At 66.1% G+C, this 26147-nt stretch carries 20 protein-coding genes and 1 tRNA gene; 13 read left to right on the top strand and 8 right to left on the bottom strand.

Annotated elements, in window-relative coordinates:
- Positions 1 to 7 precede the first annotated feature (7 nt).
- Both BLW05_RS02885 and BLW05_RS02880 read left to right on the top strand, forming a co-directional pair.
- Entirely contained in the window at positions 8 to 883 is an 876-nt protein-coding gene (locus BLW05_RS02885) for an alpha/beta fold hydrolase (RefSeq protein ID WP_093159407.1), read from the top strand.
- 49 nt (positions 884 to 932) lie between these two features.
- Positions 933 to 1439, top strand: coding sequence for a DUF1993 domain-containing protein (locus tag BLW05_RS02880; RefSeq protein ID WP_093159404.1), 507 nt, complete (start codon positions 933 to 935; stop codon positions 1437 to 1439).
- On the opposite strand, the gene hemH is transcribed toward BLW05_RS02880, so the two are convergent.
- Positions 1433 to 2476, bottom strand: a complete 1044-nt coding sequence (gene hemH, locus BLW05_RS02875) for a ferrochelatase (protein WP_093159402.1) — start codon at positions 2474 to 2476, stop codon at positions 1433 to 1435. The genes BLW05_RS02880 and hemH overlap by 7 nt on opposite strands.
- Before the next feature lie 15 nt (positions 2477 to 2491).
- Between hemH and BLW05_RS02870 the strand changes: the two genes are divergently transcribed.
- Positions 2492 to 3223, top strand: coding sequence for an HAD family hydrolase (locus tag BLW05_RS02870; protein WP_093159399.1), 732 nt, complete (start codon positions 2492 to 2494; stop codon positions 3221 to 3223).
- A gap of 129 nt (positions 3224 to 3352) precedes the next feature.
- Here BLW05_RS02870 and BLW05_RS02865 read toward each other — a convergent pair whose 3' ends face one another.
- The 4 genes from BLW05_RS02865 to BLW05_RS02850 form a co-directional block, all read right to left on the bottom strand.
- Entirely contained in the window at positions 3353 to 3895 is a 543-nt protein-coding gene (locus BLW05_RS02865; RefSeq protein WP_093159396.1) for a hypothetical protein, read from the bottom strand.
- Positions 3895 to 4587 carry a C39 family peptidase gene (locus BLW05_RS02860; protein ID WP_093159393.1) on the bottom strand — a complete coding sequence of 231 codons (693 nt, stop codon included), beginning with the start codon at positions 4585 to 4587 and terminating at the stop codon, positions 3895 to 3897. Before BLW05_RS02860 ends, BLW05_RS02865 begins: the two co-directional genes overlap by 1 nt.
- A gap of 10 nt (positions 4588 to 4597) precedes the next feature.
- Entirely contained in the window at positions 4598 to 4969 is a 372-nt protein-coding gene (locus tag BLW05_RS02855; protein WP_093159391.1) for a hypothetical protein, read from the bottom strand.
- A 96-nt stretch (positions 4970 to 5065) separates the two neighbouring features.
- Complete coding sequence (locus BLW05_RS02850; protein ID WP_093159388.1) at positions 5066 to 6541, bottom strand: hypothetical protein; 1476 nt, start codon at positions 6539 to 6541, stop codon at positions 5066 to 5068.
- A gap of 633 nt (positions 6542 to 7174) precedes the next feature.
- Here BLW05_RS02850 and BLW05_RS02845 point away from each other — a divergent pair.
- Entirely contained in the window at positions 7175 to 8542 is a 1368-nt protein-coding gene (locus BLW05_RS02845) for a SlyX family protein (RefSeq protein WP_256329987.1), read from the top strand.
- Positions 8543 to 8558: 16 nt separating this feature from the next.
- Positions 8559 to 10061: a sigma-54 dependent transcriptional regulator gene (locus BLW05_RS02840; RefSeq protein ID WP_093159386.1), complete on the top strand. Its 1503-nt coding sequence runs from the start codon at positions 8559 to 8561 to the stop codon at positions 10059 to 10061.
- Positions 10062 to 10079: 18 nt separating this feature from the next.
- Here BLW05_RS02840 and hpnE read toward each other — a convergent pair whose 3' ends face one another.
- The 3 genes from hpnE to hpnC all read right to left on the bottom strand — a co-directional run bounded on the left by hpnE (position 10080) and on the right by hpnC (position 13495).
- Positions 10080 to 11360 carry a hydroxysqualene dehydroxylase HpnE gene (gene hpnE, locus BLW05_RS02835; RefSeq protein WP_093159383.1) on the bottom strand — a complete coding sequence of 427 codons (1281 nt, stop codon included), beginning with the start codon at positions 11358 to 11360 and terminating at the stop codon, positions 10080 to 10082.
- Positions 11361 to 11628: 268 nt separating this feature from the next.
- Entirely contained in the window at positions 11629 to 12468 is an 840-nt protein-coding gene (gene hpnD, locus BLW05_RS02830; protein WP_093159381.1) for a presqualene diphosphate synthase HpnD, read from the bottom strand.
- 130 nt (positions 12469 to 12598) lie between these two features.
- Positions 12599 to 13495, bottom strand: a complete 897-nt coding sequence (hpnC, locus tag BLW05_RS02825) for a squalene synthase HpnC (RefSeq protein ID WP_256329985.1) — start codon at positions 13493 to 13495, stop codon at positions 12599 to 12601.
- 124 nt (positions 13496 to 13619) lie between these two features.
- On the opposite strand from hpnC, the gene BLW05_RS02820 reads away from it, so the two are divergent.
- The 8 genes from BLW05_RS02820 to lon all read left to right on the top strand — a co-directional run bounded on the left by BLW05_RS02820 (position 13620) and on the right by lon (position 26090).
- Positions 13620 to 15464, top strand: coding sequence for a potassium transporter Kup (locus BLW05_RS02820; RefSeq protein WP_093159378.1), 1845 nt, complete (start codon positions 13620 to 13622; stop codon positions 15462 to 15464).
- Positions 15465 to 15570: 106 nt separating this feature from the next.
- Positions 15571 to 16734, top strand: coding sequence for an efflux RND transporter periplasmic adaptor subunit (locus tag BLW05_RS02815; protein WP_093159376.1), 1164 nt, complete (start codon positions 15571 to 15573; stop codon positions 16732 to 16734).
- A 10-nt stretch (positions 16735 to 16744) separates the two neighbouring features.
- Entirely contained in the window at positions 16745 to 19918 is a 3174-nt protein-coding gene (locus BLW05_RS02810) for an efflux RND transporter permease subunit (RefSeq protein ID WP_093159373.1), read from the top strand.
- Between the two features lie 114 nt (positions 19919 to 20032).
- A tRNA-Leu gene (locus BLW05_RS02805) sits at positions 20033 to 20119 on the top strand.
- Between the two features lie 29 nt (positions 20120 to 20148).
- On the top strand, positions 20149 to 21462 hold the full coding sequence (tig, locus tag BLW05_RS02800) for a trigger factor (RefSeq protein WP_093159371.1): 1314 nt from the start codon (positions 20149 to 20151) through the stop codon (positions 21460 to 21462).
- Positions 21463 to 21551: 89 nt separating this feature from the next.
- A complete protein-coding gene (gene clpP, locus BLW05_RS02795) occupies positions 21552 to 22160 on the top strand; it encodes an ATP-dependent Clp endopeptidase proteolytic subunit ClpP (RefSeq protein ID WP_093159368.1) in 609 nt (202 codons plus the stop codon).
- 103 nt (positions 22161 to 22263) lie between these two features.
- Positions 22264 to 23529: an ATP-dependent Clp protease ATP-binding subunit ClpX gene (gene clpX / locus BLW05_RS02790; protein WP_093159366.1), complete on the top strand. Its 1266-nt coding sequence runs from the start codon at positions 22264 to 22266 to the stop codon at positions 23527 to 23529.
- Positions 23530 to 23648: 119 nt separating this feature from the next.
- Positions 23649 to 26090, top strand: a complete 2442-nt coding sequence (gene lon, locus BLW05_RS02785; protein ID WP_093159364.1) for an endopeptidase La — start codon at positions 23649 to 23651, stop codon at positions 26088 to 26090.
- Positions 26091 to 26147: the final 57 nt, after the last annotated feature.

Raw genomic sequence — 26147 nt, 5'->3', positions numbered from 1 at the left:
GATAGAAATGAACACACCGACTTCGAACTACGCGCAACTCGCCGGGTACGAGATCCACTGGATGGATTGGGGCCGTGCGGGGGATCCCGTCGTCATCGCATGGCACGGCCTTGCACGCACCTGCCGCGACATGGACGAGTTGGCGGCGCATTTCGCGGACCGCGGGTTCCGCGTGATCTGCCCGGACACGATCGGTCGCGGCCTGAGCCAGTGGAGCAGGGCGCCCGATGACGAGTACAAGCTCTCGTTCTATGCCCGGCTCGCCTTGGCGCTGTGCGACGAATTGAAGCTCACGCGCGTGCATTGGGTCGGCACCTCGATGGGCGGCGCGATCGGCATGGTCTGCGCGGGCGGGCTGGTCGAGCCGGCGATGAAGCCGCGCATCGCGAGCCTGGTGCTGAACGACAACGCGCCGCAGCTCGCGGCGGAGGCGGTGGGGCGCATCCGCGCCTACGCAGGCCAGCCGCCGGCCTTCGACACGGTGGTGGAGCTCGAAGCCTTCTTCCGCACCGTATACAAGCCCTACGGCTGGCTGAGCGATGCACAGTGGCGGCGGCTGACCGAAACCTCCACCCGGCGCCTGCCCGACGGCCGCGTGACGCCGCACTACGACCCGATGATGGTGCGGCAGTTCATCTCGCATCCCGAGGACTACGTGCTGTGGTCGCACTACGACGCGATCGAAGCGCCGGTGCTGTGCCTTCGCGGCGTGGACTCCGACCTCGTCTTGCGCGAGACGCTGGATGAAATGCGCCGCCGCGGCCCCGGCGACAAGCGGCGCCTGCAGATCGTCGAAGTGCCCGGCTGCGGCCACGCCCCGGCGTTGAACGTGCCGGCGCACCTGGACCCGATCGAGGCCTTTGTGCGCGGAGCCGGCGCGTGATTTGCGGCGGCCGCACAATCGCGCGGCCAGAACAACACGGAGTCATCTCATGGCGGTTTCGCTCTACGACGTCTCGGTCCCGGTGTTCACCCGCGGACTGGGCCAGCTTACCCACATCCTGGACAAGGGCCTGGCGCATGCGCAGGCCTCGGGCATCGATCCTTCGCAGCTTTTCAATGCGCGCCTCGCGCCGGACATGTTCACCCTCGCGGGGCAGATCCAGAGCGCGAGCGATGCCTCCAAGTTCGGCGTGGCGCGCATCGCCGGCGTCACGGGACCGAGCTTTCCGGACGACGAGGCAACCTATGCGGAGCTGCAGGCGCGCGTCGCGAAGACCATCGACTATCTCGACACCGTGGATCGGTCTTTGATCGACGGCCACGAGGATCGCGAGGTGGTCATGAAGGTCCGAGGCAACGAGCTGAAGTTCACGGCCCAGCGCTATCTGCTCCAGTTCGCGATCCCGAACTTCTTCTTCCACCTCACCACCGCCTACGACATCCTGCGGCACAGCGGCGTGCCGATCGGCAAACTCGACTACCTCGGGCGCTACTGAGCCCGGGCCCGCGAGTCGGTCGGCCAGCCGGCGAGGTGGCGCTCGGCGATGCCCGCGAGCGCGGTGATCCACGCATGGCTGTCGTTCAGGCAGGGGATGTAGTTGAACTCCTTGCCGCCCGCCTGAAGGAAGGCCTCGCGGCCTTCCATCGCGATTTCCTCCAGCGTCTCGAGGCAGTCGGCGGGGAAGCCCGGGCACATCACGTCGACACGCTTCACGCCCTTGGCGCCCAGTTCGCGCAGCGTTGGCTCGGTGTAGGGCTCGAGCCACTTCGCGCGGCCGAAGCGCGACTGGAAGGTGACGCGGTATTCGTCGGGCGTGAGCTGCAGGCGTTCGGCCAAAAGGCGCGCGGTGACCACGCATTGCGCGTGATACGGATCGCCCAGCCGGATGTTGCGAGCCGGAATGCCGTGGAAGCTCATCACGAGCTGGTCCGGCCGGCCGTTGTGCTGCCAGTGGCGCATCACGCTGTGCACGAGCGCGTCGATGTAGCCCGCATCGTCGTGGTAGTCGTTGACGAAGCGGAACTCGGGCACGCGCCGCACGCGTGCGCTCCACGCGTTCACCTCGTCGATGACGCTGGCCGTCGTGGTGGCGGAGTACTGCGGATAGGCCTGCAGCACCAGCACGCGGGTGACGCCTTCGGCCTTGAGTTCGTCGAGCCGGCTTGCGATGGACGGCTGGCCGTAGCGCATCGCCTCGCGCACCGTCAGGCGATGGCCGCGCTCGCCGAGCCAGCCGCGCAGCAGGGTGGCCTGCTTCTGCGTCCACACCTTGAGCGGCGAACCTTCGGGCATCCAGATGCTGGCGTACTTCGCGGCCGATTTCGCAGGCCGGGTGCGCAGGATGATGCCATGCAGGATCGGTATCCAGGCGGCCTTCGGAATCTCGACCACGCGCGGATCGCCGAGGAATTCCGCGAGATAGGGCCGGACGGCCTTCGCCGTCGGTTCGTCGGGCGAGCCAAGGTTGCACCAGAGCACGGCGGTGCGCCCTGGGGTCATGTCGGCGGCGGGCGGTTCTTGTCGAAAAGGCATGCGATATTCTCGGCCATGCTCCCCGCGACCCCCGATTCCCTGACACTCGACGTGAAGCGCATCGCCGCGATCTCGCTCGATCTCGACGACACCCTCTGGCCGATCTGGCCCACCATCGAGCGCGCCGAGCGCGTGCTGCATGCATGGCTGATGCGCGAGGCGCCGAGGACCGCCAACCTTCTGGTCACGCCCGGCGTGCTGCGCGAGCTGCGCGAGGCGACTGCCAAGGAGCGTTCCGACCTTGCCCATGACCTGAGTGCGCTGCGCCGCGAGTCCATCCGCGCCGCATTGAAGCGCTCTGGCGAAGACCCGGCGCTCGCGGAGCCGGCCTTCGACATCTTCTTCGCGGAGCGCCAGCGGGTGGAGCTCTACGACGACGCGCTCCCGGCGCTCAAGTGGCTCAGCGAGCGCTACCCGCTGGTCGCGGTTTCCAACGGCAATGCCGACGTGCACCGGACCGGTGTCGGGCGTTGGTTTCGCTCCGCGTTCAACGCGCGTGAATTCGGCAGCGGCAAGCCGCATGCGCCGATCTTCCGCGCGGCAGCAGCGTCAGTCGGCTTGCTGCCCAAGGACGTGCTCCACGTCGGCGACGATGCCGCGCTCGACGTAGTCGGCGCGCTCGGCGCCGGCATGCAGGCCGCATGGCTGGTGCGTGACGAGCGCCCATGGGAACACGACGCACGCCCGCAACTCGTCGTGCCCAATCTGCACGCGCTGTGCGTGGCGCTCCAAGCCGGCGGCGCCTGACTCCGACGCCGACGGAGAACCCCCGCAGCCCAGACCAGGAATCCCGTGGAACCGGCTCCGCCGGGCCACTGGGATTGCCCCCTGGAAGGGGGTGCAGAGCCACGCGAAGTGGGCGAGGCTGGGGGTGAGCTATCGTGATCCGATCGCGGCCGCGACGCTGTCGTTCAGTGTCGAGAGGATGTTGAGGTTCCTCACCATCCCTGCCGAATTGCTCGACGCGTTGATGATCGTCTGGTTGACGATGGTCTGGTTGTTCAGCGAGTTCTGGATGACCGTGCCGACGTTCGAAACGCCGCTCTGCGCCTGGAAGGTGTTGCCGGGCCCGTTCTGGACCAGGTTCAGGCTCGCGAGCTGCTTGTCGAGTTGCGCCACCTGCACAGGTGTCAGGTCGGAAATGCGGCCGAAGTCGAGCGTCGTCTGCGTCACGAGGTCGCCGTTGATGTAGACGGCGCGCGTGATGCCGAAGCTCACCATCAGCCCGGTGCCGGCGGGGTCGAAACCGCCCCGCATTCCGTCGAGGTCGTGGTTGCTCGCAGCGATCCAGATCTCTTCCGTTCTTTGCGGCTGCTCGGATTCCGGGTCGTCCGCACGCGCGGGCGACAGCACGCTTCCCACCATCAGCGCATAGAGCCCGATGACGAGATGGACGAGGGGGAAGCGGCGAACGGCCATCAGAAGTCTCCCGGCCCCAGCTTGGGCAGCGCGAGCATGTCCATGCCCTCGCGGGAAATGCCCTGACCGAGCGGCGCGTGCGGCGCAACGCGCCAGTCGGCGGCGACGTTGAAGCGCGCGATGTCCATCCGGTTGTGGATCACGAAGAGCAGGCCGTTCTGCCATATCTCGTCGAACTCCTTGCGTGAGATCGCTCGCGTGCCCTGCGCCGGATCGCCCAGGAGCACGCGCCCTGGCTGCACACCCTTCACGACCACGAAGTGGTGATACCCGTTGGCGTTGATCAGCACGATGGCCGGCACGCGCGCCTGCGTGAGTTTTTCGAGCGGCAGCTCGAAACCGTCGGCCTCGAAGCCCAGCGTCTTCAGGTAGCGCTTCATGTCCAGCAGCGAGAAGCCTTCCTGGTGGATCTTGGCCTGATCGCCGTTCTCGTACATCCAGGTGAATACCTGCTGCTCGCTGACCGGATAGTTGAAGTGGTGCGTGAGCAGCGTCGCGAGCGCAGCCGAGCCGCAGCTGAAGTCGTACTTCTGGATGAGCGTGCGTGCCTGGCGTTGCTTCTTCAGGCTCGTCACGGGTATGTTGAAGTCGCCCATACCCATGGATGGCATATAGGCCCGCTCCTTTTCTTCCTGGGCGGGCGCCGCGGTGGCCACGGCCAGCAGTGCGAGGGAGATCAGCATGCCGCGCATGTCCGTCTCCTCAGTTCATCTGCACGTGGACGATCACTGCGTTCTGGATCAGTACGTTCGCGCCAGAGTTCTGGATCACGACCGGCAGCCCGCTCATGTTGGCGAACGAGCCCGAACTGATGGTGTTGTCCCCTGTGTCGACATTGCGGGCCGAATTGCCGGCCGTCGTGCCGTTCAGGGTCATGTCGTTGCGGACCACCTCGGCTCCGCCTCGATAGCCTGCCAGCTTCGCCGAATCGACCGGCGTGGCGACGAAGGCCACGGTCTCTTCGGTCTTCGCTGTCGTATCGCTGCCTGGCAGGGCGCTCTGCGCCGCAGCTGCCAACGGCAGCAGCATCCCCAGGGCCATGCTCACGGTCCCCGGAAGAGTGGTGAATTTCATAGCGTCTCCCCTTGGCCTGCCGTGACGGCGAGCCGATGTGCGCCGCGCAGCCTGAGCAGGTCAGGCCATGCGGCACGCATCGGGCTTCGCTATCGATCAGTGAACGGTCAGGTTGGCCTGGACGGTCACAGCCTGTTGAACCAGCGACGACAAGCCGCTGTTCTGGTTCATGATCACCACGCCAGCGGCCGATTGAGCGGCGTTGCCCATCGTGTTGGACATGTTGAACGTGCCAGCATTGAGGGACACCGTGCCGCCTGCGCCACCCGTGCCACCGTTGCCGGTGCCGCCGGTGCCGCCAGCTGCCGTGTTGGTTCCGCCGCTGCCCGAGCCGCCTGCGCCGCCCGTGCCGCTGCCACCATTTCCACCTGAGCCGGCCGTGTTGTTGCCGTTGCTGTCGCTGCCTGCAGTTGCGCTGCCATTGGTGCTCGAGCCGCCTGCGCCGCCCGTGCCTGCCCCGCCCGTGCGGGTTCCGCCGGACGCGCTGGTTGCCGCACCGCCGCCACCGCCTGCACCGCCCGCTCCGCCAGCGCCCGTTGCGCCGCTCGCGCCGCCCGCACCAGCCGTGCTGGTTCCGGTGCCCGCACCGCCTGCGCCGCTCGCACCGCCCGCACCTGCCGTGCCAGTGCCGGTGCCCGCGCCGCCTGCGCCGCTCGCGCCGCCTGCGCCAGCCGTGCCGCTCGCACCTGCTGCGCCACCTGCGCCGCCCGCACCGCCGGCACCGCTCAGGCCGCCGTTGCCGCCGTTGCCGCCGTCGCCACCGGCCGTCCCGCCGGAGCTGCCGCCGCCACCGCCGCCGCCGCTCCTGCCGCCCAAGCCGGCTCCGAGGCTGCTGCTGCTTCCGCCGCGGCCGCTGTCGCCGCCACCGGCAGCTGCCAGGCTGCCGCTGTTTCCGCCGCGGCCGCTGTCGCCGCTGGAGCCGCCGCGACCGCCGCTACCGCCGAGCGATGCCGCCGTTCCGCTGTCGCTTGAGCCATTGGCGCCGCCGCCCCTGCCGCTTCCGCCGTTGCCGGCATCTCCCGAACTGCCATTCGTCGTGTTGCCGCGCGAGATCGCGCCATTGGAGGCGCTTCCGCCCGCCGCACCCACCGCACCGTTGCCCACGGCACCATTGCCGCCGGTGCCCGAGCCACTGGCTTCGCCGCCCTGGCCAGTGCCGCCGTGTCCGCCCAGACCCGTGCCGCCATTGGCCGAGCCGGTGTTGGCCACGCTATTGCCGATGCCGTAGATCCTGTTGTGCGAAACCGAGCCCTCGAGCTTGCTGATGGCGGAGACCTTCGTGTTGGAGAACGCGTTCGTGAAGTTGTTGTTGCTCGAGCCGTTGTTCAGCGCGGCGGAGCGTGCAGCATCGGCGTTGGCTTCACCCGTGTCGTTGTGGCTGTCCGTGCGAGTGCTCGTACTGGTACGTGTACTGCTGCGCGAACTGGTGCTCGTACTGGTACTCGTATCCGTACTCGTGTTGTTGCCCGCCGACGTTCTCTGCCCAGTGATCTGATCGGTGTCATTCGCAAGAGCCAGACCGCAGAACCCGTAGGCAAGCGCTATGGCCGTGGCCAATAGTGTCTTTTTCATGAACCCTCCAGTAAAAGTTGAACAAGCGTGGATTGACGTGCGTCGCCGCAAATCCAAGGGCGCAGTGCAACTTCAATGCCAGCAAATTACGGCTTGTTTCTCGCGGACCTTTCCTCATTGGGAGCGAGTCGAAGATGACGGAATCGCGACAAAGCAACAGGGGCTCGCGGCGCGCTTGGATGGGTGCTTTTTCAACGCTGACTGTCACATCTGATTGACAGCGATCAGCGTTGGATTCGCAGTGCTTTCACTCGCAACACCAGCGCGCGCATTGACTTGAGCTGCAACGCGTGTGGATTCGCGTTGTGTCTCAAATGTGGTACGCGGGGGGCAATCGATCCAACCCTGTTCGCCGAACCTCGCGCCGAGGCAACGACACCGTGTCTGACTCGTGAACTGCCGCGTTCGCCGGGCGGATTCGCAACGAAAGTGCCACATCCCTGAGACAGCATCCGGGAGACGATCGGGCGCTTACTTTTGTTTGCAACTTCTGGCTTTGCGCAGTTCGAGCATTCCGCTTACGCTGGCATGCAGAATGCTGGGCGCATGTCCGGCGCAAGAAGCAGGAAGTGAGGGACATCGATGGAGACTTACCGCTCATACGGGGCGCTCTTGTTACTTGCCTGTTCCTCGATGGCATGGTCCGATGCCATTGCTCAGTCGCAAAGTGACCAGGGTGCCGCCTCGACCTCAAGCGCCTCCAAGCCCAAACCCGCGGCCGCGCGGAACCCGACCAGTGCGACCACCGCGACCAACCCCAACAGGCGCGTGGAGGCCCTCCAGAAGCAGGTAACCGAGCAGGGCCAGCAAATCGAGGCGCTGCGCCGCCAGGCCACCGAACAGGAAGGTCGCTATCGCGAACTGCAGGAACGCCTGTCATCGCAGGAAGCCAAGTCGGCCGCGCCCGCAAGACCCGTTCCGATGCCTGCGCCGGGCTCGAAGATCGCCGAGGAAAGGCCCGCACCGGCCGGTGCCGCCGCCGATGCCGCCGACACTTCGACGCGTGCCGTGCGCGTGGGTGTCGCGCCGAGCGAGGAAGTACAGGCACCGCCGGTGGCCCAGCTCTTCGACGAGCCCAGCATCCTGACGCCGCAGGGCCACTTCGTGCTGGAACCCTCCCTGCAGTACGGCTACTCATCGAACAATCGCGTCGCGCTCGTCGGCTACACGGTGATCCCGGCGATCCTGATCGGCCTCATCGACGTGCGCGAGTTCAAGCGCAACACCTTCATCGGCGCGCTGACGGGCCGCTGGGGTGCGACGAACCGCATGGAGCTGGAGCTGAAGCTGCCGTATGTCGCGCGCTCCGACTCGACCATCAGCCGCGAGATCTTCACCGGCTCTGCAACCGACAACGTCTTCAATACGCACGGCAACGGCATGGGCGACATCGAAGCCGCCATCCGCTACCAGATTGCCGACGGTCGGGACAACAACAAGCCTTACGTGGTCGGCGGGTTGCGCTTCAAGGCGCGCAACGGCACGGACCCATTTGAAGTGCCGGTCGACTGCGTGACGCGGTGCATCGGCAACACCACCGGAACCGGTCTGCCGCTCGAGCTGCCGACGGGCTCGGGTTTCTATTCGCTGCAGCCGAGCCTGACCTTCCTGCTGCCGTCCGATCCCGCCGTGTTCTTCGGCGGCCTGAGCTACACCTACAACTTCCAGCGCAACGATGTCAGCCGCACGGTGCTGAACGGGCAGAAGGAATTCCTCGGCGACATCAAGGCTGGCGATGTATGGGGCCTGAATTTCGGCATGGGCCTGGCGCTCAACGAGCGTTCGTCGTTCAGCCTGGGCATGGAGCTGTATACCGTCGCGCCGACGAAGCAGAACGGCCAGACAGTGATTGGCTCGGTGCGTACCCAACTCGCATCGTTGCTGCTGGGTTACTCGTATCGGTACAGCGCCAAGTCCGTGTTGAACGTGAGCGTGGGCGCTGGCCTGACGCGCGACACACCCGACCTCCAACTGACAGTCCGATTCCCGTTGTCCTTCTGAGTGGGGGCGTAACGGCATGCAGCCGGGAAGCATTCTTTGCGTGACGCTGGGCGGTGACGCGACCCAGGTCCTCGAGCCCCTGATCGCCAGGGGTTGGGACGTGACGCAGGCGAGCGACCTCGTCGCCGCGGGCCGCATCCAGGCGCATCGGCATTTCAAGGTGGGCGTGCTGATCGTCGGCACGTCGCTGAGCGTGCCGGAAGCCGCCGTCGAAGCCTGCGTCAATGCGTCGCCGGGTTCCGAATGGGTGACCCTCTGCGAGACAGAGGCGCTGGAGCACCCCGGTTTCCGCGAACTGGTGCTCGGCTGCTTCTTCGACCACCAGGTGATGCCGATCGACCTCGGCGAGCTCGAGATGACGCTGCAGCACGCGGATCAGCGCGCGCTGCTGCGATTGCGCCACGACGCGGCGCATCGCCATGCGGTCGATGCGCTTGGCATGGTGGGGCAGGGGCCTGCGATCACGCGGCTGCGCCAGCAGATACGCAAGGTGGCCGCCACCGATGCGCCAGTGCTCATCGGCGGGGAAAGCGGCAGCGGCAAGGAGCTTGCGGCGCGGGCGATCCACCAATGCTCGCAGCGCTCGGCGGGGCCGTTTGTCGCGGTGAACTGCGGCGCGATCTCGCCGAACCTGATCCAGTCGGAGCTCTTCGGGCACGAGCGCGGCGCGTTCACTGGCGCCTCGTCGGAACGGCGCGGGCTCATCGAGGCGGCCAACGGCGGAACCATCTTCCTCGACGAGATCGGCGATCTCCCGGTGGAACTGCAGACCAACCTGCTTCGTTTCCTGCAGGAAAAGACCATCAGCCGCGTGGGCGCGGTGCGCAACCTGAATGTCGACGTGCGGGTCGTCGCGGCATCGCATGTGGACCTGGCGGAGGCGGTGGCGGTCGGGCAGTTTCGCGACGACCTTTTCTACCGCCTGAATGTGCTGTCCATCGAAGTCGCGCCTCTGCGGCGGCGCATGGAGGACGTCCCGATCCTTGCCGAGTACTTCTTCCAGCGCTGCGCCGCGAAGAGTCGGGCGCGCGTCAAGGGCTTCAGCCGGCAGGCCGTCGCGGCCATGCTCGCGCATGCGTGGCCGGGCAATGTGCGTGAGCTCTTCAACCGGGTGCAGCGCGCGGTGGTGATGACCGACCGGCGCCTGATCGGGCCGAACGACCTCGGCCTCGCGCCCGCGGACAACCCGGTGGGCATGGGACTCGACGCCGCGCGAACCGTCGCCGAGCGCGACGCGATCGTGCTGACCCTGACCCGCGTCGGCCGCAACATCACGCATGCCGCGCGCGAACTCGGCGTGTCGCGCATGACGCTCTATCGGTTGATGGACAAGCACAGCATCGCGCTGGATTCCGAGGTCAGGCCGCATGTGACGCAGCCGTGGCCAACGCCGCAGCCGAACCTGCGCACCGCGCCCGCCGCACCGGTGAGCAATCCGCTGGAGACGATGCTGGGTACGCCGGTGCCCGGCTTTCACGCCGACTGGAGTGGCGCGGGAAAGCCCTCCGGGCGGGCCTGAGGTCCAAGGCCTGAGGCCTTAGAGCGCCGCGGCGGCCGCGATCGCGCTGCGCACCGCCCCTTCGATCGTTCCGGGGTAGGCACCTTCGATGTAGTCGCCGCACGCCATGAGTTGCGGCGCGACCTGCATCGGCGGCCGGACCAGGCGTGGCGTGCATGCGAAGGTCGCGCGCCGTTCCATCACCGTGAGCACGGGGCGGAGCCCGTCCAGTCCGAGCTGTTCGCGGGCCTGCGCGACGACCTGGCGTTGCAGCAGCTCGCGATCGTCGCCGCTCGCGCTGATGACGAAGGCGAGCAGGCCCCGGGGACCGCCGAGTTGGCCCCGGTCGAAGGCAAACTGCGCAGGCGCTGCCGGCGTGCAGCGCAGCGCAAGAAATGGGGCCGGAAGTCCTGCGCTGCCGTGCAGGTACACGGTGGTGATGGCCTCATGCGCCAGTTCGTCGGCGGTGGCGGACCATGTCGGTGCGATGTCGGCTGCAATCCGGGCGGCTTCCCACGGTGAGCATGCCAGCACCACCCGATCGAAGGCATCGCCATCAACTCGCCAACCGTGTCCGGCCGGCTCGACCGAGCGCACGCGGCGGCCGAGCTCCGTGCGGGCGCCGCGCTCGCGCAGCCAGCGGTCTGCCGCATCCGGAAACAGCGCGCCGAGATCGACGCGCGGCAGCAGAAGCTGGGATCCGCCCGCTGTGCGGAACAGTGCCTCGTCGAGCACGCGAAGGAAGACCTTGCCGCTGGCCTGTGCGGCCGGCGTGTTGAGGGCCGAGACGCACAGCGGCTCGGTGAGCTCCGCACGCACGCGCGGGGTGAGCGGCGCGCACAGATCCGCCACCGTTTCGTGGTCCGCGCAGACAAAGCCCTGCCGCTGCCAGCGGGTGGAGGTCTTCAGCAGCGACAGCTTGTCCTGCCATGACCATCCGCGCGCGCCGAGCACGCCGGCCAGCACGTCGAGCGGCGCGATGCGGCGCGTCGCACGGTCGAGCCAGGACGGAAGCTGCGGCAGGGACAGGCCGGTGCCGTCCGGAAAACGCAGGTTCAGCGGAACGCGCTGCAAGGCTTCGTCCGGATCGACGCCGACGCGCGCCATCAGGTCCAGCGATGCGGTGTAGGCGCCGATGAGGATGTGCTGGCCGTTGTCGAGCGTCACGCTTTCGCCGTTGGGAAGCTCGCCAGTCAGCGCGCGCGCCCGGCCGCCCCAGTTGCGCGCGGCCTCGAAGACAGTGACCGCGTGGCCGGCGCCTGCGGCTTCCACGGCGCACGCCATGCCGGCCCACCCGCCGCCGATGATCGCGACGTTCATTGCTCGCCCCCAGGCTGCGCGCACTTCGTGTCGCTTCGCCACCCCCCTGCCGGGGGCGCAGCCAGCGGCCCGGCCAAGCCGGTTCCGCGGCTGCCCTCGAACAGGCGACCGCTTCGCGCCGCCACACACGGGCGCTGCGCTGCCAGACCCTTGGCCGGCGCAGCCGGGCCCGTTCGCGAAACACCGCGGAACCGGCTTTGCCGGGCCGCCGGTGTTGCCCCCGGTAGGGGGTGGGCGGCTACACGCAGTGAGCAAGCCTGGGGGCGAGTCACAGCTTCCCGAGTGCCTGGACACGCCACGCCAGCCACAGCTTGCGCACCGGCGTCAGGCTCACGCGCTGGTTGAGAACCTGGAAGTTGTCGCGCTCGATTTCAGAGAGCAGCGTGCGATAGATGCTGGCCATCATCAGTCCGGGCTTCTGTGCGCGGCGGTCGGCTGCCGGGAGCAGGCCGAGCGCTTCGTCGTAGGCCGCCTGGGCGCGCGCTGCCTGGAACTTCATCAGCGCGACGAAGCGATCGGAATGCACGCGGTTGAGGATCTCGTGCGCCTTGACGTCGAACTGCTGCAGCTCGTTCACTGGCAGGTAGATGCGGCCTCGCAATGCGTCCTCGCCGACGTCGCGGATGATGTTGGTCAGTTGCAGCGCCAGGCCGAGCTTGTGCGCGTAGGCGGTAGTCTGCGGGTCGGTCTGTCCGAAGATGCGCGCCGCACCTTCGCCGACGACACCGGCGACGAGGTGGCAGTAACGGCGCAGCGCCTGGAAGTCGAGATAGCGCGTCTGCTCCAGGTCCATCTGGCAGCCCTGGATCACTTCCTGAAGTTGACGTTCCTCGATGCCGTATTCGGCCGTGTACAGCATCAGCGCCTGCATCACCGGGTGGTGCGGCTGGCCGGCGAAGGCTTGCGACACCTCGGCGCGCCACCACGCGAGCTTGGTCGCGGCGACGCCGGGGTCGCTGACTTCGTCGACCACGTCGTCGATCTCGCGGCAGAACGCATAAAAGGCGGTGATCGCCGCGCGGCGCAGCTTCGGCAAAAACAGGAACGCGTAATAAAAACTGCTGCCCGATGCAGCGGCCTTGTCCTGGACGTACTGCTCGGGTGTCACGCTCCAGTGACTCCACCAGCTGTACGGTCTACATCAGGGCTCCCGCGGAGCCGGCTTTGCCGGGCCGCTGGGTGCGCCCCCTTGAGGGGGGAGGCGGCTACACGAAGTGAGCAAGCAACGGGGGTGAGATTCATCCTTGCGATTGTCTCCGCATACGCAGCGCCCGCCACGCGAGCAGCGGCGCATCGGCCTTGCCGACCGTCGGCCGGGACGCGAAGGTGTCGCAACCGAGCGCCTCGATCTTGTCGAGGATGAGGCAGCCGCCCTGGACCACGAAGCGCAGCTCCCACCCGGCGCGGCCCGGCAGCGCGTGCACCAGCGGCGCGCCTTCGCGCATCAGGTCGCGGGCCCATCGGACGAGGCTGGCGACCAGTGCGATCGCCGGTGCCGGCGCGGGCGCCGGACCGAGCGGCTGGAAGGTCTCGAAGCTCGACGCGCTCAACCCGTGCGCCTCGCAGTCCTGGCGCGGCAGGTAGTAGCGGCCGCGCGGCAGGTCGACGCTCAGGTCCTGCCAGAAATTGATGAGCTGCAGCGCGCTGCAGATCGCATCGCTCTGGCGGAGCGATCGCTCGTCGTTCACGCCGTACAGATGCAGCAACAGCCGGCCGACCGGGTTGGCGGAGCGGCGGCAATAGTCGAGCAGTTCGGATCGGTCCGCATAACCGGTGCGATCGCGCGTCTTCTCGATGTCCTGCATGAAAGCGGACAGGAGATCGGCGAGGAGTTGCTCGGGCAGCGCGAAGCCGTGCATCGCGTGCACGAGTGGGCCGAACACCTCGGGCCAGCGCGGCGAAGGGGGCGTTCCGCGCGCCGCGGCCGCGAGATCGTCGCGATAGGCGCGCAAGTCGTCGAGGCGCTGCGCGGCGCTGGCGTCGCCTTCGTCGGCGATGTCGTCCGCCGTGCGCGCAAAGCCGTAGATCGCGGCGATCGGCGGCCGCAGTCGCGGCGGGCAGAGCCAGGAGGCGACGGGGAAGTTTTCGTAGTGGGTCGGCGGCGCGGCGACGATCGGAGGGGCACGGGTTGACACGCGGCGGATTGTGCTGCACCGCGGGTACGATCCGGCACCGGAGGATCTCCACATCATGAAAACAACGTCGCAGCCAGGGAATCCCGGGGATTCCGCCGCCCATCCCCGTGCCGGACCCGGGGTGATGATTGCGGCGCTGGGCGTCGTGTTCGGCGACATCGGAACCTCACCGCTCTATGCCTTCAAGGAAACGCTGAATCCCGACCACGGCATTCCGTTCACCCCGGAAGCGGTGCTCGGTCTCCTGTCGCTGGTGTTCTGGGGCCTCATCGTCGTGGTGACGCTGAAATACGTCGTCTTCGTGCTGCGCGCCGACCATGACGGCGAGGGCGGCATCCTGGCGCTGCAGGCGCTGGCGCGCAAGGCGGTGACCGAGACGAAGACCCCGCCCTGGGTGCTGCAACTGATCGCGGGGCTCGGTCTGGTGGGGGCGGCGATGTTCTATGGCGACAGCCTGATCACGCCGGCCATTTCGGTCCTCTCGGCGGTCGAGGGCCTCGAGATCGAGGCGCCGGGGCTGCAGCCGTTCGTGGTGCCCATCGCGATCGCGATCCTCATCGGACTGTTCGCGGTCCAGCGCCGGGGAACGGGTGTCGTGGGCAGGATCTTCGGGCCGGTGATGCTGCTGTGGTTCCTCGTGATCGCGGTCGGCGGCCTGCAGCAGGTGATGCTCCAGCCGCAGGTTCTCGCCGCGCTCGATCCCCGGCATGCGGTGGGTTTCCTGTTCACGCATCGGACGCAGTCGCTGGCGGTGCTGGGCGCGGTGTTCCTGGCCTTCACGGGCGGCGAGGCGCTCTACGCGGACATGGGGCATTTCGGCGCGCGGCCGATCCGCCTCGCATGGCTCTTCATCGCCCTCCCGGCCCTGGTGCTGAACTATTTCGGCCAGGGCGCGCTGGTGCTCGGCAACCCCGCCGCGATCGACAACCCGTTCTTCCGGCTTTTTCCGCCCTGGGCGGTACTGGCCATGGTGGTTCTCGCGGCGATGGCCACGGTCATCGCCTCGCAGGCAGTCATTTCCGGCGCGTTTTCGATCACGGGCCAGGCCATGCGCATGGGCTATCTGCCCCGCATGCGCATCGTGCAGACCTCGGGCGAGGCCATCGGTCAGATCTACGTGCCGGGCGTCAACTGGCTCCTGATGGTCGGCGTGGTGCTGCTGGTGCTCGGCTTCCGGAGTTCGAGTGCGTTGTCGGCAGCCTATGGCATCGCGGTGTCGATCACGATGGTCACCACCACGCTGCTGGCCGGGATCATCGCGTACAAGCTGTGGCGCTGGAATCGCGTGGCGGTGGTGATCGGCACGCTGGTCTTCGCGTTCGTCGACATGACCTTCGTCATTGCCAACAGCCTGAAGATCGCGGACGGCGGCTGGCTGACGCTGGCGGTCGCGGTGATCGTGATGGCGGTCTTCACGACGTGGGCCACCGGCCGGCGCCTCGGGCTCCAGGCGGCCGAGGCAGAGCGGCTGCCGCTGGCGCCCTTCGTCGAATCGCTCGCCGCCGACATGCCGCACCGGATCAAGGGCACGGCGGTGTTCCTCAATCCCGATGCCGAAACCGTGCCGCATGCACTGCTCCTCAACCTCAAGCACAACCAGGTACTGCACTCGCAGGTCATCGTGCTCAGGGTGCAGTCGTGCGACACGCCGCGCGTGGACGCGCGATTGCGAATCGAGGCCGAGCAGCTCGGCCATGGCATCTGGGTCGTGACTGCGCGGCACGGCTTCATGGAACGGCCCAACGTGCCCGAGTTCATCCGCATCCTGGCCTACCAGAAGGCGCTGGCCTGCGATTCGATGACCACCTCCTACTTCGTCTCGCGTGCCTCGGTGGGCGACGAACGGCTGCCGCAGATGAACCCCTTGCGGCGCGCGCTGTTCGGCTGGCTGCAGCGCAACGCCGGTCGTGCCTCGGACTATTTCCAGCTCCCCGACAACCGGCTGGTGGAGATGGGCCAGAGAACCTGATAGGCCCACGGAGCGGCCGCTGTTTTCATTGACAGCCCCCCGCGTTTACCCTAGATTACTAACCGGCCGGTCATTAGTGACCCCGCTCGTCTTTCAAGGGTGATTCATGACCGCCTCCTCACATCTCCGGGTCCCGCTCTGCGTCGGCGCATTGGTTGCCGCGTTCGTTCTCGCGGGTTGCTCCCGTCCTCCCGCTGCGGAGGAGCCTGTCCGTGCAGTCAAGGTGATTGCGGTCGGTGTGAGCGGCTATGACACCGAGCCCGAGTTCTCGGGCGAGGTGCGGGCCCGGGTCGAATCGCGCCTCGGCTTCCGCGTGGCGGGCAAGATCACGAAGCGTCAGGCCGAACTCGGACAGCATGTGCAGGCCGGACAGGTGCTGGCGCAGCTCGATCCGCAGGACTACCGGCTCGCGGCGGAGGCAGCCCGTGCGCAGCATGCCGCCGCGCTGACCAACCGGGACCTGGCCGCTGCGGACCTCAAGCGCTATCGCGAGCTGCGCGCGCAGAACTTCATCAGCGGCGCCGATCTCGAGCGCCGCGAGACCACTTTCAAGGCCGCACAGGCCCAGCTCGAACAGGCACAGGCCCAACTGACGACGCAGGGCAATCAGGCCAACTACACCACGCTGGTGGCCGACGTGCCGGGCATCATCACCGCGATCGAGGCCGAGCCGGGGCAGGTGGTCGCTGCCGGCGCGCCGGTCGTGCGTGTGGCTCAGGACGGCGCGCGAGACGTGGTGTTCGCGGTGCCCGAGGACAAGGCGGGCCGGATCAAGGCCGGTTCGCCCGTTGCCGTCCGTGGCTGGTCCAACGGCAGCGAGTTCGAAGGGCAGGTGCGCGAAGTGGCGGCAAGCGCAGATGCAGTCACGCGCACCTACACCGTCAAGGTGACCGTCGATCCCGCGACCGCGCCCGCGCTCGGTGCCACTGTCTATGCGCGTCCGAAGGCGCTGTCTGTCAGCGGCGCGCCGGTGCTGAAGGTGCCGACGAGCGCCCTGCGGCAGGAGGGCAAGGGGACCGCGGTCTGGGTGCTCGACAAGTCCACCATGACCGTGCGTTCGCAGGCGGTCGATGTGATGACTGCCGACGGCAACGACGCGGTGATTGCCCGCGGGCTGGAGCCGGGCATGCTGGTGGTTGCCGCAGGGGTGCATGTACTCCAGCCGGGCCAGAAAGTGACGATCTACCAGGACCGCTCGGCGGCGCCGGCGGCTGCGGAAACGGCGGTGACCGCGGTGCGCGCGCCCATTGCTCCGGTCGCCACGCGCTGAGGACGGCTCGATGACGTCCTCCAAAGCCGACGCCGGCAAGACCGGCTTCAACCTCTCGAAATGGGCGCTCGACCACGCGGCGCTCACCCGTTACCTGATGCTGGTGCTGATGCTGCTGGGATTCGCGTCCTATTTCCAGCTCGGCCAGGACGAGGATCCGCCGTTCACCTTCCGCGCGATGGTGGTCCGCACCTACTGGCCTGGCGCCACCGCGCAACAGGTGGCCGAGCAGGTGACCGACAAGCTCGAACGCACGCTGCAGGAGGCGCCGTACGCGGACAAGATCCGCAGCTACTCCAAGCCCGGCGAGTCGCAGATCATCTTCCAGATCAAGGACTCCTCGCCGCCGGGCGACGTGGCGAACGTCTGGTACACGGTACGCAAGAAGATCGGCGACATGCGCTACACGCTGCCGGCGGGCGTGCAGGGTCCGTTCTTCAACGACGACTTCGGCGACGTCTACGGCGTGATCTATGCGCTGGAGAGCGAAGGCTTCTCGTACGCCGAGCTCAAGACCTTTGCCGACGATGTACGCCAGCGCCTGCTGCGTGTGAAGGATGTCGCCAAGGTCGAGCAGTTCGGCGTGCAGGACGAGAAGGTCTTCATCGAGGTCTCGCAAAAGCGTCTCGCCCAACTCGGACTCGATTTCAACAACGTGCTCGCGCAGCTCGGCTCGCAGAACGCGATCGAGAGCGCCGGCACGATCCAGGCGCCGCAGGACATCGTGCAGGTGCGCGTGGCCGGCCAGTTCACCAATGTCGAGCAGTTGCGCGCGATGCCGATCCGCGGCAGCTCGGGCAACCAGATGCGTCTGGGCGACATCGCGGAGATCCATCGCGCCTACGTCGATCCGCCGGCCGTCAAGGTGCGGCACGAGGGCAAGGAAGTGATCGCGCTCGGCGTGTCGATGGCAAAGGGCGGCGACATCATTGCGCTCGGCAAGTCGTTGCGCAGCGCGACCGACCAGATCGAAAAGCAGCTACCACTCGGCGTGAAGCTCGTGCAGGTGCAGGACCAGCCCGTCTCGGTGTCGCGCTCGGTCAACGAATTCATCCACGTGCTGATCGAAGCGGTGGCGATCGTGCTTGCGGTGAGCTTCATCTCGCTCGGCCTGCACAAGGGCGGGCGCTTCGGCTGGTACATCGACATCCGGCCGGGGCTGGTGGTGGCGATCACGATTCCTCTCGTGCTTGCGGTGACCTTCCTCGCGATGAACTACTTTGGCATCGGGCTGCACAAGATATCGCTGGGGTCGCTGATCATCGCGCTCGGCCTGCTGGTGGACGACGCGATCATCGCGGTCGAGATGATGGTGCGGAAGATGGAGGAGGGCTACGACAAGGTGCGCGCCGCCACCTTCGCCTACGACGTCACCGCCAAGCCGATGCTGACCGGCACGCTGATCACGGCCGCGGGCTTTCTGCCGATCGGCATCGCGAAATCGGTGACGGGCGAATACACCTTCGCGATCTTCGCGGTGACCGTGATCGCGCTGGTGCTGAGCTGGCTGGTTTCGGTGTACTTCGTGCCGTACCTCGGGACGATCATCCTGAAGGTCAAGCCGCATGACCCCGACGCGCCGCCGCACGAACTCTTCGACTCGCCGTTCTACAACACCTTCCGCCGCACGGTGGACTGGTGCGTGGCGCACCGCTGGATCACCATCGGCGCGACCGTGCTGATGTTCGGCCTGGGGATCGTGGGCATGGGCAAGGTGCAGCAGCAGTTCTTCCCCGATTCGAGCCGTCCGGAGATCCTGGTCGACCTGTGGTTCCCGGAGGGCACCTCGTTCGCCGCGAACGAGGAAGTCGCTAGGCGCGTCGAGCAGCGCTTGCGCAAGGAAGAGGGCGTGTCGACGGTCACGAGCTGGATCGGCTCGGGCGTGCCGCGTTTCTACCTGCCGCTGGACCAGGTGTTTCCCCAGACCAACGTCTCGCAACTGATCGTGCTCGCGCAGGACTTGCACTACCGCGAGACCCTGCGGCTGAAGCTTCCAGGCCTGCTGGCGCAGGAGTTTCCGGAGGCGCGTGGGCGCGTGAAACTGCTGCCCAATGGCCCGCCGGTGCCGTATCCGGTGCAGTTCCGCGTGATCGGGATCGAACCGGCCGAACTGCGCGCGCACGCCGACGAGGTCAAGGCCGTGATGCGCGAGAACCCGAACATGCGCGGCGTCAACGACAACTGGAACGAGTCGGTGAAGGTGATCCGCCTCGAAGTCGACCAGGACAAGGCGCGCGCACTCGGCGTGACCAGCCAGGCGATCGCGCAGGCGTCGCGGACCATGTTCAGCGGCACCACGGTCGGGCAGTACCGCGAGAACGACCGCCTCATCGACATCGTGTTGCGCCAGTCACCGGACGAGCGCGAGGCGATCTCCGACATCGGCAACGCCTATCTCCCCACCACTTCGGGCCGCTCGATCCCGCTGACCCAGATCGCGAGGCCGGTCTTCACCTGGGAACCCGGCGTGATGTGGCGCGAGAACCGCGACTACGCGATCACGGTGCAGGGCGACATCGTCGAAGGGCTGCAAGGTGCGACCGTGACCGGTCAGCTCCTTCCCAAGCTGCGCGAGCTCGAAGCCAAGTGGCACGCTGCAGGGCAGGGCGCTTATCGCATCGAGGTGGCCGGCGCGGTGGAGGAAAGCAGCAAGGGATCGGCATCGATCGTGGCCGGTGTGCCGATCATGCTGTTCCTCACCTTCACGCTGCTGATGCTGCAACTGCACAGCTTCAGCCGTTCGGTGCTGGTGTTCATCACCGGACCGCTGGGCATCGTCGGCGTGGCAGGTGCGTTGCTGGCGCTGAACCGGCCTTTCGGATTCGTTGCATTGCTGGGCGTGATCGCATTGATGGGCATGATCCAGCGCAATGCGGTGATCCTGATCGACCAGATCGAGCACGACCGCGCAGCCGGTGTGCCGACGTGGGACGCGATCGTCGAATCCGCGGTGCGCCGTCTGCGGCCGATCGTGCTCACCGCCGCTGCCGCGGTGCTGGCGATGATTCCGCTGTCGCGCAGCGTGTTCTGGGGGCCCATGGCAGTGGCCATCATGGGCGGCCTCATCGTCGCGACCGTCCTGACGTTGCTGGCGCTGCCAGCGATGTACGCGGCATGGTTCCGCGTCAAGCGCGAAGAGAGAAACCCTGCGGCCCTGGCAGAAGAGGCCCTTGTTCGCGTTTAAAATACGCGGTTGACCGATTTCAGGCAGGCGAGTTTCAGAGCCGTCTGCTAGCGAATGAACGAAGGCGGCCCGCGGGCCGCCTTCGGGTATTCATCACCTGAAAACACTGGAACCGCGCGGGTGGCGAAATTGGTAGACGCACCAGGTTTAGGTCCTGACGCCAGCAATGGCGTGCCGGTTCGAGTCCGGCCCCGCGCACCAGCAAAAAGACCCTCACAAGGAAGACTCTAATGACCGTGAACGTTGAAACCCTCGAGAAGCTCGAGCGCAAGATCACGCTGACGCTGCCCGTCGGCGCCATCCAGTCCGAGGTCGATTCGCGCCTCAAGAAGCTGGCTCGCACCGTGAAGATGGACGGCTTCCGTCCCGGCAAGGTGCCGATGAACGTCGTGGCGCAGCGCTACGGTTACTCGGTCCACTACGAGGTCATGAACGACAAGGTCGGCGAGGCCTTCTCGCAAGCCGCCAACGAAGCCAAGCTGCGCGTCGCCGGCCAGCCGCGCATCACCGAGAAGGAAGAATCGCCCGAGGGCCAGCTCGCGTTCGACGCGATCTTCGAAGTCTTCCCCGAGGTCAAGATCAATGACCTGTCCGGCGCCGAAGTCGAAAAGCTCAGCGCCGAAGTCGGTGACGACGCGATCGACAAGACGCTCGACATCCTGCGCAAGCAGCGTCGCACCTTCGCGCAGCGCGCGCAGGACGCCGCCGTTCAGGACGGCGACCGCGTCACGGTCGATTTCGAAGGCAAGATCGACGGCGAGCCCTTCCAGGGCGGCAAGGCCGACGACTTCCAGTTCATCGTCGGCGAAGGCCAGATGCTCAAGGAATTCGAAGACGCCGTTCGCGGCCTGAAGGCGGGCGACAGCCGCACCTTCCCGCTGTCGTTCCCGGCCGACTATCACGGCAAGGACGTGGCCGGCAAGCAAGCCGACTTCATGGTCACCGTGAAGAAGATCGAATCCTCGAACCTGCCTGAAGTGAACGAGCAGTTCGCCAAGTCGCTCGGCATTGCCGAAGGCACGGTCGAAGGCCTGCGCGCCGACATCAAGCGCAACCTCGAGCGCGAAGTCAAGTTCCGTCTCCTCGCGCGCAACAAGAACGCCGTGATGGACGCGCTGATGGCCAACGCCGAACTGGATCTGCCCAACGCGAGCGTCCAGGCCGAAGTCGAGCGCATGGTCGAAGGCGCGCGCGCCGAGCTCAAGCAACGCGGTATCAAGGACGCCGACAAGGCTCCTATCCCCGATGACGTGTTCCGCCCGCAGGCCGAGCGCCGAGTGCGCCTGGGCCTCGTCGTGGCCGAGCTGGTCCGCGCCAACAACCTGCAGGCCAAGCCGGAGCAGATCAAGGCGCATGTCGATGAGCTCGCCGCCAGCTACGAGAAGCCTGCCGATGTCGTGCGCTGGTACTTCAGCGACAACCGCCGCCTGGCGGAAGTCGAGGCCGTGGTGATCGAAAACAACGTGACCGATTTCGTGCTTGGCAAGGCGAAGGTCAACGAGAAATCGGTATCCTTCGACGAACTGATGGCCCAACAGGGCTGATCACGACAGGTCGGATCCATGGGGCTTGTGCTTTGTGGCACGAGCCCCATTTCGTCTGGGTACAGTCCAAATCCCTCTGGAGAGCAAACATGAGCGCACAGGAAATTCAAGGCCTCGGCATGGTTCCGATGGTCATCGAGCAGTCGGGTCGCGGCGAGCGTTCCTACGATATCTATTCGCGCCTGCTCAAGGAGCGGGTGATCTTCCTGGTCGGCGAGGTCAACGACCAGACCGCCAATCTGGTGGTGGCGCAGCTCCTGTTCCTCGAGAGCGAGAACCCCGACAAGGACATTTCGTTCTACATCAACTCCCCGGGCGGCAGCGTGAGCGCGGGCATGGCGATCTACGACACCATGCAATTCATCAAGCCTGCTGTGTCGACCCTCTGCATCGGCTTTGCGGCGAGCATGGGCGCGTTCCTGCTGGCGGCTGGCGAGAAGGGCAAGCGCTTCTCGCTGCCGAACTCGAAGATCATGATCCACCAGGTGCTTGGCGGCGCACGCGGACAAGCCACGGACATTGAGATTCATGCCCGCGACATCCTGAAGACCCGCGAGCAGATGAACCGCATCCTGGCCGAGCGCACCGGCCAATCGTTCGAAAAGATTGCCCGCGACACCGAGCGCGACTACTTCCTGACGGCCGACGAGTCGAAGGAATACGGGTTGATCGACCAGGTGATCTCCAAGCGCAGCTGACCGCCGCGCAAGGCGCCCGAGCAACGACGGCGTTTTCCCACACGGGGAACGCCGTTTTTGTTTCGCTATCATTGTTAAAACCCCTGTTACGAGGCATTTGTCCATGGCCGAAAAAAAAGGCTCCTCCAGCGAAAAAACGCTTTACTGCTCGTTCTGCGGGAAAAGTCAGCACGAGGTCAAGAAGCTGATCGCGGGGCCTTCGGTTTTCATTTGCGACGAGTGCATCGATCTCTGCAACGAGATCATTCGTGACGAGCTGCCTACTGGCGAGGAATCGCGCGAGTCCCGTAGCGACCTTCCGACGCCGTCGGAAATCAAGGCGAACCTCGACAACTACGTGATCGGCCAGGAGCCGGCCAAGCGGATGCTGTCGGTGGCCGTCTACAACCACTACAAGCGCCTGCGCCACAAGGACAAGGCCAAGGGCGATGACGTCGAGTTGAGCAAAAGCAACATCCTGCTGATCGGACCGACCGGTTCGGGCAAGACGCTGCTGGCACAGACGTTGGCGCGCATGCTGGATGTGCCTTTCGTGATGGCAGACGCGACCACCCTGACCGAGGCTGGCTACGTCGGCGAGGACGTCGAGAACATCATCCAGAAGCTGCTCCAAAGCTGCAACTACGAGGTCGAGCGCGCGCAGCGCGGCATCGTCTACATCGACGAAATCGACAAGATCTCGCGCAAGTCCGACAACCCGTCGATCACCCGTGACGTGTCCGGCGAGGGCGTGCAGCAGGCGCTGCTGAAGCTGATCGAAGGCACCATGGCCAGCGTGCCGCCGCAGGGCGGGCGCAAGCATCCCAACCAGGATTTCCTGCAGATCGACACGACCAACATCCTGTTCATCTGCGGCGGTGCGTTCGCGGGCCTCGAGAAGGTCATCGAGAACCGCACCGAGGCTTCGGGCATCGGGTTCGGTGCGTCGGTCAAGAGCAAGCAGCAGCGCAGCCTCACCGAGGTGTTCCGCGAGGTCGAACCCGAGGACCTGATCAAGTTCGGCCTCATTCCCGAACTCGTCGGCCGGATGCCGGTCGTGGCGTCGCTGGCAGAGCTCTCGGAGGATGCGCTGGTCCAGATCCTGACCGAGCCGAAGAACGCCGTCGTCAAGCAGTTCACCAAGCTGCTGCAGATGGAAGGCGTGGATCTCGAGATCCGCCCGGCCGCGCTCAAGGCGATCGCCCGCAAGGCGCTTGCGCGCAAGACGGGCGCCCGCGGATTGCGTTCCATCCTGGAGCAGTCGTTGATCGACACGATGTTCGAGCTCCCGAACGCGACCAATGTCGACAAGGTGGTGGTCGACGAGTCGACCATCGACGAGAACAAGCCTCCGCTGCTCGTTTACCGCGAAGCCGCAAAGAAGGCGTGATGACCACGCGGCCGGCCGCTTTGAAACAGGCGTCCGGCGTCATTCGTCGAAATCCGCCACCGCGGGCTTGAAAAGCGCGTGCGGCCGACCATCTTTTCATGATCAAGTAAAGGATCCCCATGTCCGGTCATACCCCCCTGCCTGCAACCGAGCTCGACCTGCCGCTGCTGCCCCTGCGCGACGTGGTCGTGTTTCCCCACATGGTCATCCCGCTGTTCGTCGGCCGTCCCAAGAGCATCAAGGCGCTCGAGCTGGCGATGGAGGCGGAGCGCCGCATCATGCTGGTGGCGCAGAAAGCCGCCGCGAAGGACGAACCTTCGGTCGAAGACATGTTCGAGGTCGGCTGCGTCTCGACCATCCTGCAGATGCTGAAGCTGCCCGACGGGACGGTGAAGGTGCTGGTCGAAGGCCAGCAGCGCGCGCGCGTCAACCGGATCGACGATAGCGAAACGCATTTCTCGGCGAACGTGACGCCGGTCGAGCCTGCCGACACCACCACCCAGAAGGCGACCGAAATCGAGGCGCTGCGCCGCGCGGTGATGCAGCAGTTCGACCAGTACGTCAAGCTGAACAAGAAGATTCCGCCCGAGATCCTGACGTCGATCTCAAGCATCGACGACCCGGGCCGGCTGGCGGACACCATTGCCGCCCATCTGCCGCTGAAGCTCGACAACAAGCAAGCGGTGCTGGATCTGGACGACATCAAGGAGCGTCTCGAAAACCTGTTCGGACAGCTGGAGCGCGAGGTCGACATCCTCAACGTCGACAAGAAGATCCGCGGCCGCGTGAAGCGCCAGATGGAGAAGAACCAGCGCGACTTCTACCTGAATGAGCAGGTCAAGGCGATCCAGAAGGAACTGGGCGAAGGCGAAGAGGGCGCGGACATCGAGGAGATCGAAAAGAAGATCAAGCTCGCCAAGATGCCCAAGGACGCGCTCAAGAAGGCCGAGAGCGAGCTCAAGAAGCTCAAGCTGATGTCGCCCATGTCGGCCGAAGCCACCGTGGTGCGCAACTACATCGACGTCCTGATCGGCCTGCCCTGGAGCAAGAAAACCAAGATCAAGCACGACCTTGCGCATGCCGAGGCGGTACTCAACGAGGACCACTACGGGCTCGAGAAGGTCAAGGACCGCATCCTCGAATACCTCGCGGTGCAGCAGCGCGTCGACAAGGTCAAGGCGCCCATCCTGTGCCTCGTGGGCCCGCCGGGCGTCGGCAAGACCTCGCTCGGGCAGTCGATCGCCAAGGCGACCGGCCGCAAGTACACCCGCATGGCACTGGGCGGCATGCGCGACGAAGCCGAGATTCGCGGCCACCGTCGCACCTATATCGGCGCGCTGCCGGGCAAGGTGCTGCAGAGCCTGGGCAAGGTCGGCACGCGCAACCCGCTGTTCCTGCTCGACGAGATCGACAAGCTCGGGACCGACTTCCGTGGCGATCCTTCCAGCGCGCTGCTGGAGGTGCTCGATCCCGAGCAGAACCACACCTTCGGCGACCACTATGTCGAGGTCGACTTCGACCTCTCCGACGTGATGTTCGTTGCGACGTCGAACTCGATGAACATTCCGCCGGCGTTGCTGGACCGGATGGAAGTCATCCGGCTCGCCGGTTACACCGAAGACGAGAAGACACACATCGCGCTGAAGTACCTGCTGCCCAAGCAGATGAAGAACAACGGCGTGAAAGAGGACGAACTCCTCATCACCGAAGAGGCGGTGCGCGACATCGTGCGCTACTACACCCGCGAAGCGGGCGTGCGTTCGCTCGAGCGCGAGCTGTCGAAGATCTGCCGCAAGGTGGTCAAGGGCCTGCTGCTCAAGAAGATGGAGGCGAAGGTTGTCGTGGACGGCCAGAACCTCAACGACTTCCTGGGCGTGCGCAAGTACACCTTCGGTCTCGCCGAAAAGCAGAACCAGGTCGGACAGGTGGTGGGTCTGGCATGGACCGAGGTCGGGGGCGACCTGCTCACGATCGAGGCCGTGACGATGCCCGGCAAGGGCGTGATCAGCCGCACGGGTTCGCTCGGCGACGTGATGAAGGAATCGGTCGAGGCGGCCCGCACCGTGGTGCGCAGCCGTGCGCGCCGGCTCGGCATCAAGGACGAGGTCTTCGAGAAGCGCGACATCCACATTCACGTGCCTGACGGTGCCACTCCCAAGGACGGACCGAGCGCCGGTGCGGCGATGACCACTGCATTCGTTTCGGCGTTGACCGGCATTCCGGTGCGCGCGGATGTGGCGATGACGGGCGAGATCACACTGCGAGGCGAGGTGACGGCCATCGGCGGATTGAAGGAAAAGCTCCTGGCAGCGCTGCGTGGCGGCATCAAGACGGTGCTCATTCCCGAAGAGAACGCGAAGGACCTGCAGGACATTCCCGAGAACGTGAAGAATGGCCTCGAGATCGTGCCCGTGAAGTGGATCGACAAGGTGCTCGAGATCGCGCTCGAGAAGACGCCGACGCCGCTTTCCGACGAGGAAGTCGCTGCGTCCGCGGCGGCGATGGCGGAGCAGGCCAAGCAGCGCGCATCGCAACCGGCTGAAGGATCGGTGAAGCACTAACTAAATTGCCGCCGCGATTTGCGGAGCCTCGGAAAATTGCTATATAATTCGAGGCTC

Origin of the sequence: Variovorax sp. YR216, from assembly GCF_900107745.1 — a bacterium.
Lineage (GTDB): Bacteria > Pseudomonadota > Gammaproteobacteria > Burkholderiales > Burkholderiaceae_C > Variovorax.
This window is presented reverse-complemented; position numbering and strand designations above follow the sequence as displayed.

Coding starts and splice junctions, on each gene's coding strand:
- clpX (WP_093159366.1), top strand. CDS start 22,264: ATGGCCGAAAAAAAAGGCTCCTCCAGCGAAAAAACGCTTTACTGCTCG.
- BLW05_RS02870 (WP_093159399.1), top strand. CDS start 2,492: ATGCTCCCCGCGACCCCCGATTCCCTGACACTCGACGTGAAGCGCATC.
- clpP (WP_093159368.1), top strand. CDS start 21,552: ATGAGCGCACAGGAAATTCAAGGCCTCGGCATGGTTCCGATGGTCATC.
- BLW05_RS02815 (WP_093159376.1), top strand. CDS start 15,571: ATGACCGCCTCCTCACATCTCCGGGTCCCGCTCTGCGTCGGCGCATTG.
- lon (WP_093159364.1), top strand. CDS start 23,649: ATGTCCGGTCATACCCCCCTGCCTGCAACCGAGCTCGACCTGCCGCTG.
- BLW05_RS02820 (WP_093159378.1), top strand. CDS start 13,620: ATGATTGCGGCGCTGGGCGTCGTGTTCGGCGACATCGGAACCTCACCG.
- BLW05_RS02810 (WP_093159373.1), top strand. CDS start 16,745: ATGACGTCCTCCAAAGCCGACGCCGGCAAGACCGGCTTCAACCTCTCG.
- hemH (WP_093159402.1), bottom strand. CDS start 2,476: ATGCCTTTTCGACAAGAACCGCCCGCCGCCGACATGACCCCAGGGCGC.
- BLW05_RS02865 (WP_093159396.1), bottom strand. CDS start 3,895: ATGGCCGTTCGCCGCTTCCCCCTCGTCCATCTCGTCATCGGGCTCTAT.
- BLW05_RS02850 (WP_093159388.1), bottom strand. CDS start 6,541: ATGAAAAAGACACTATTGGCCACGGCCATAGCGCTTGCCTACGGGTTC.
- hpnE (WP_093159383.1), bottom strand. CDS start 11,360: ATGAACGTCGCGATCATCGGCGGCGGGTGGGCCGGCATGGCGTGCGCC.
- BLW05_RS02840 (WP_093159386.1), top strand. CDS start 8,559: ATGCAGCCGGGAAGCATTCTTTGCGTGACGCTGGGCGGTGACGCGACC.
- BLW05_RS02855 (WP_093159391.1), bottom strand. CDS start 4,969: ATGAAATTCACCACTCTTCCGGGGACCGTGAGCATGGCCCTGGGGATG.
- BLW05_RS02845 (WP_256329987.1), top strand. CDS start 7,175: ATGGCATGGTCCGATGCCATTGCTCAGTCGCAAAGTGACCAGGGTGCC.
- BLW05_RS02885 (WP_093159407.1), top strand. CDS start 8: ATGAACACACCGACTTCGAACTACGCGCAACTCGCCGGGTACGAGATC.
- BLW05_RS02860 (WP_093159393.1), bottom strand. CDS start 4,587: ATGCGCGGCATGCTGATCTCCCTCGCACTGCTGGCCGTGGCCACCGCG.
- tig (WP_093159371.1), top strand. CDS start 20,149: ATGACCGTGAACGTTGAAACCCTCGAGAAGCTCGAGCGCAAGATCACG.
- BLW05_RS02880 (WP_093159404.1), top strand. CDS start 933: ATGGCGGTTTCGCTCTACGACGTCTCGGTCCCGGTGTTCACCCGCGGA.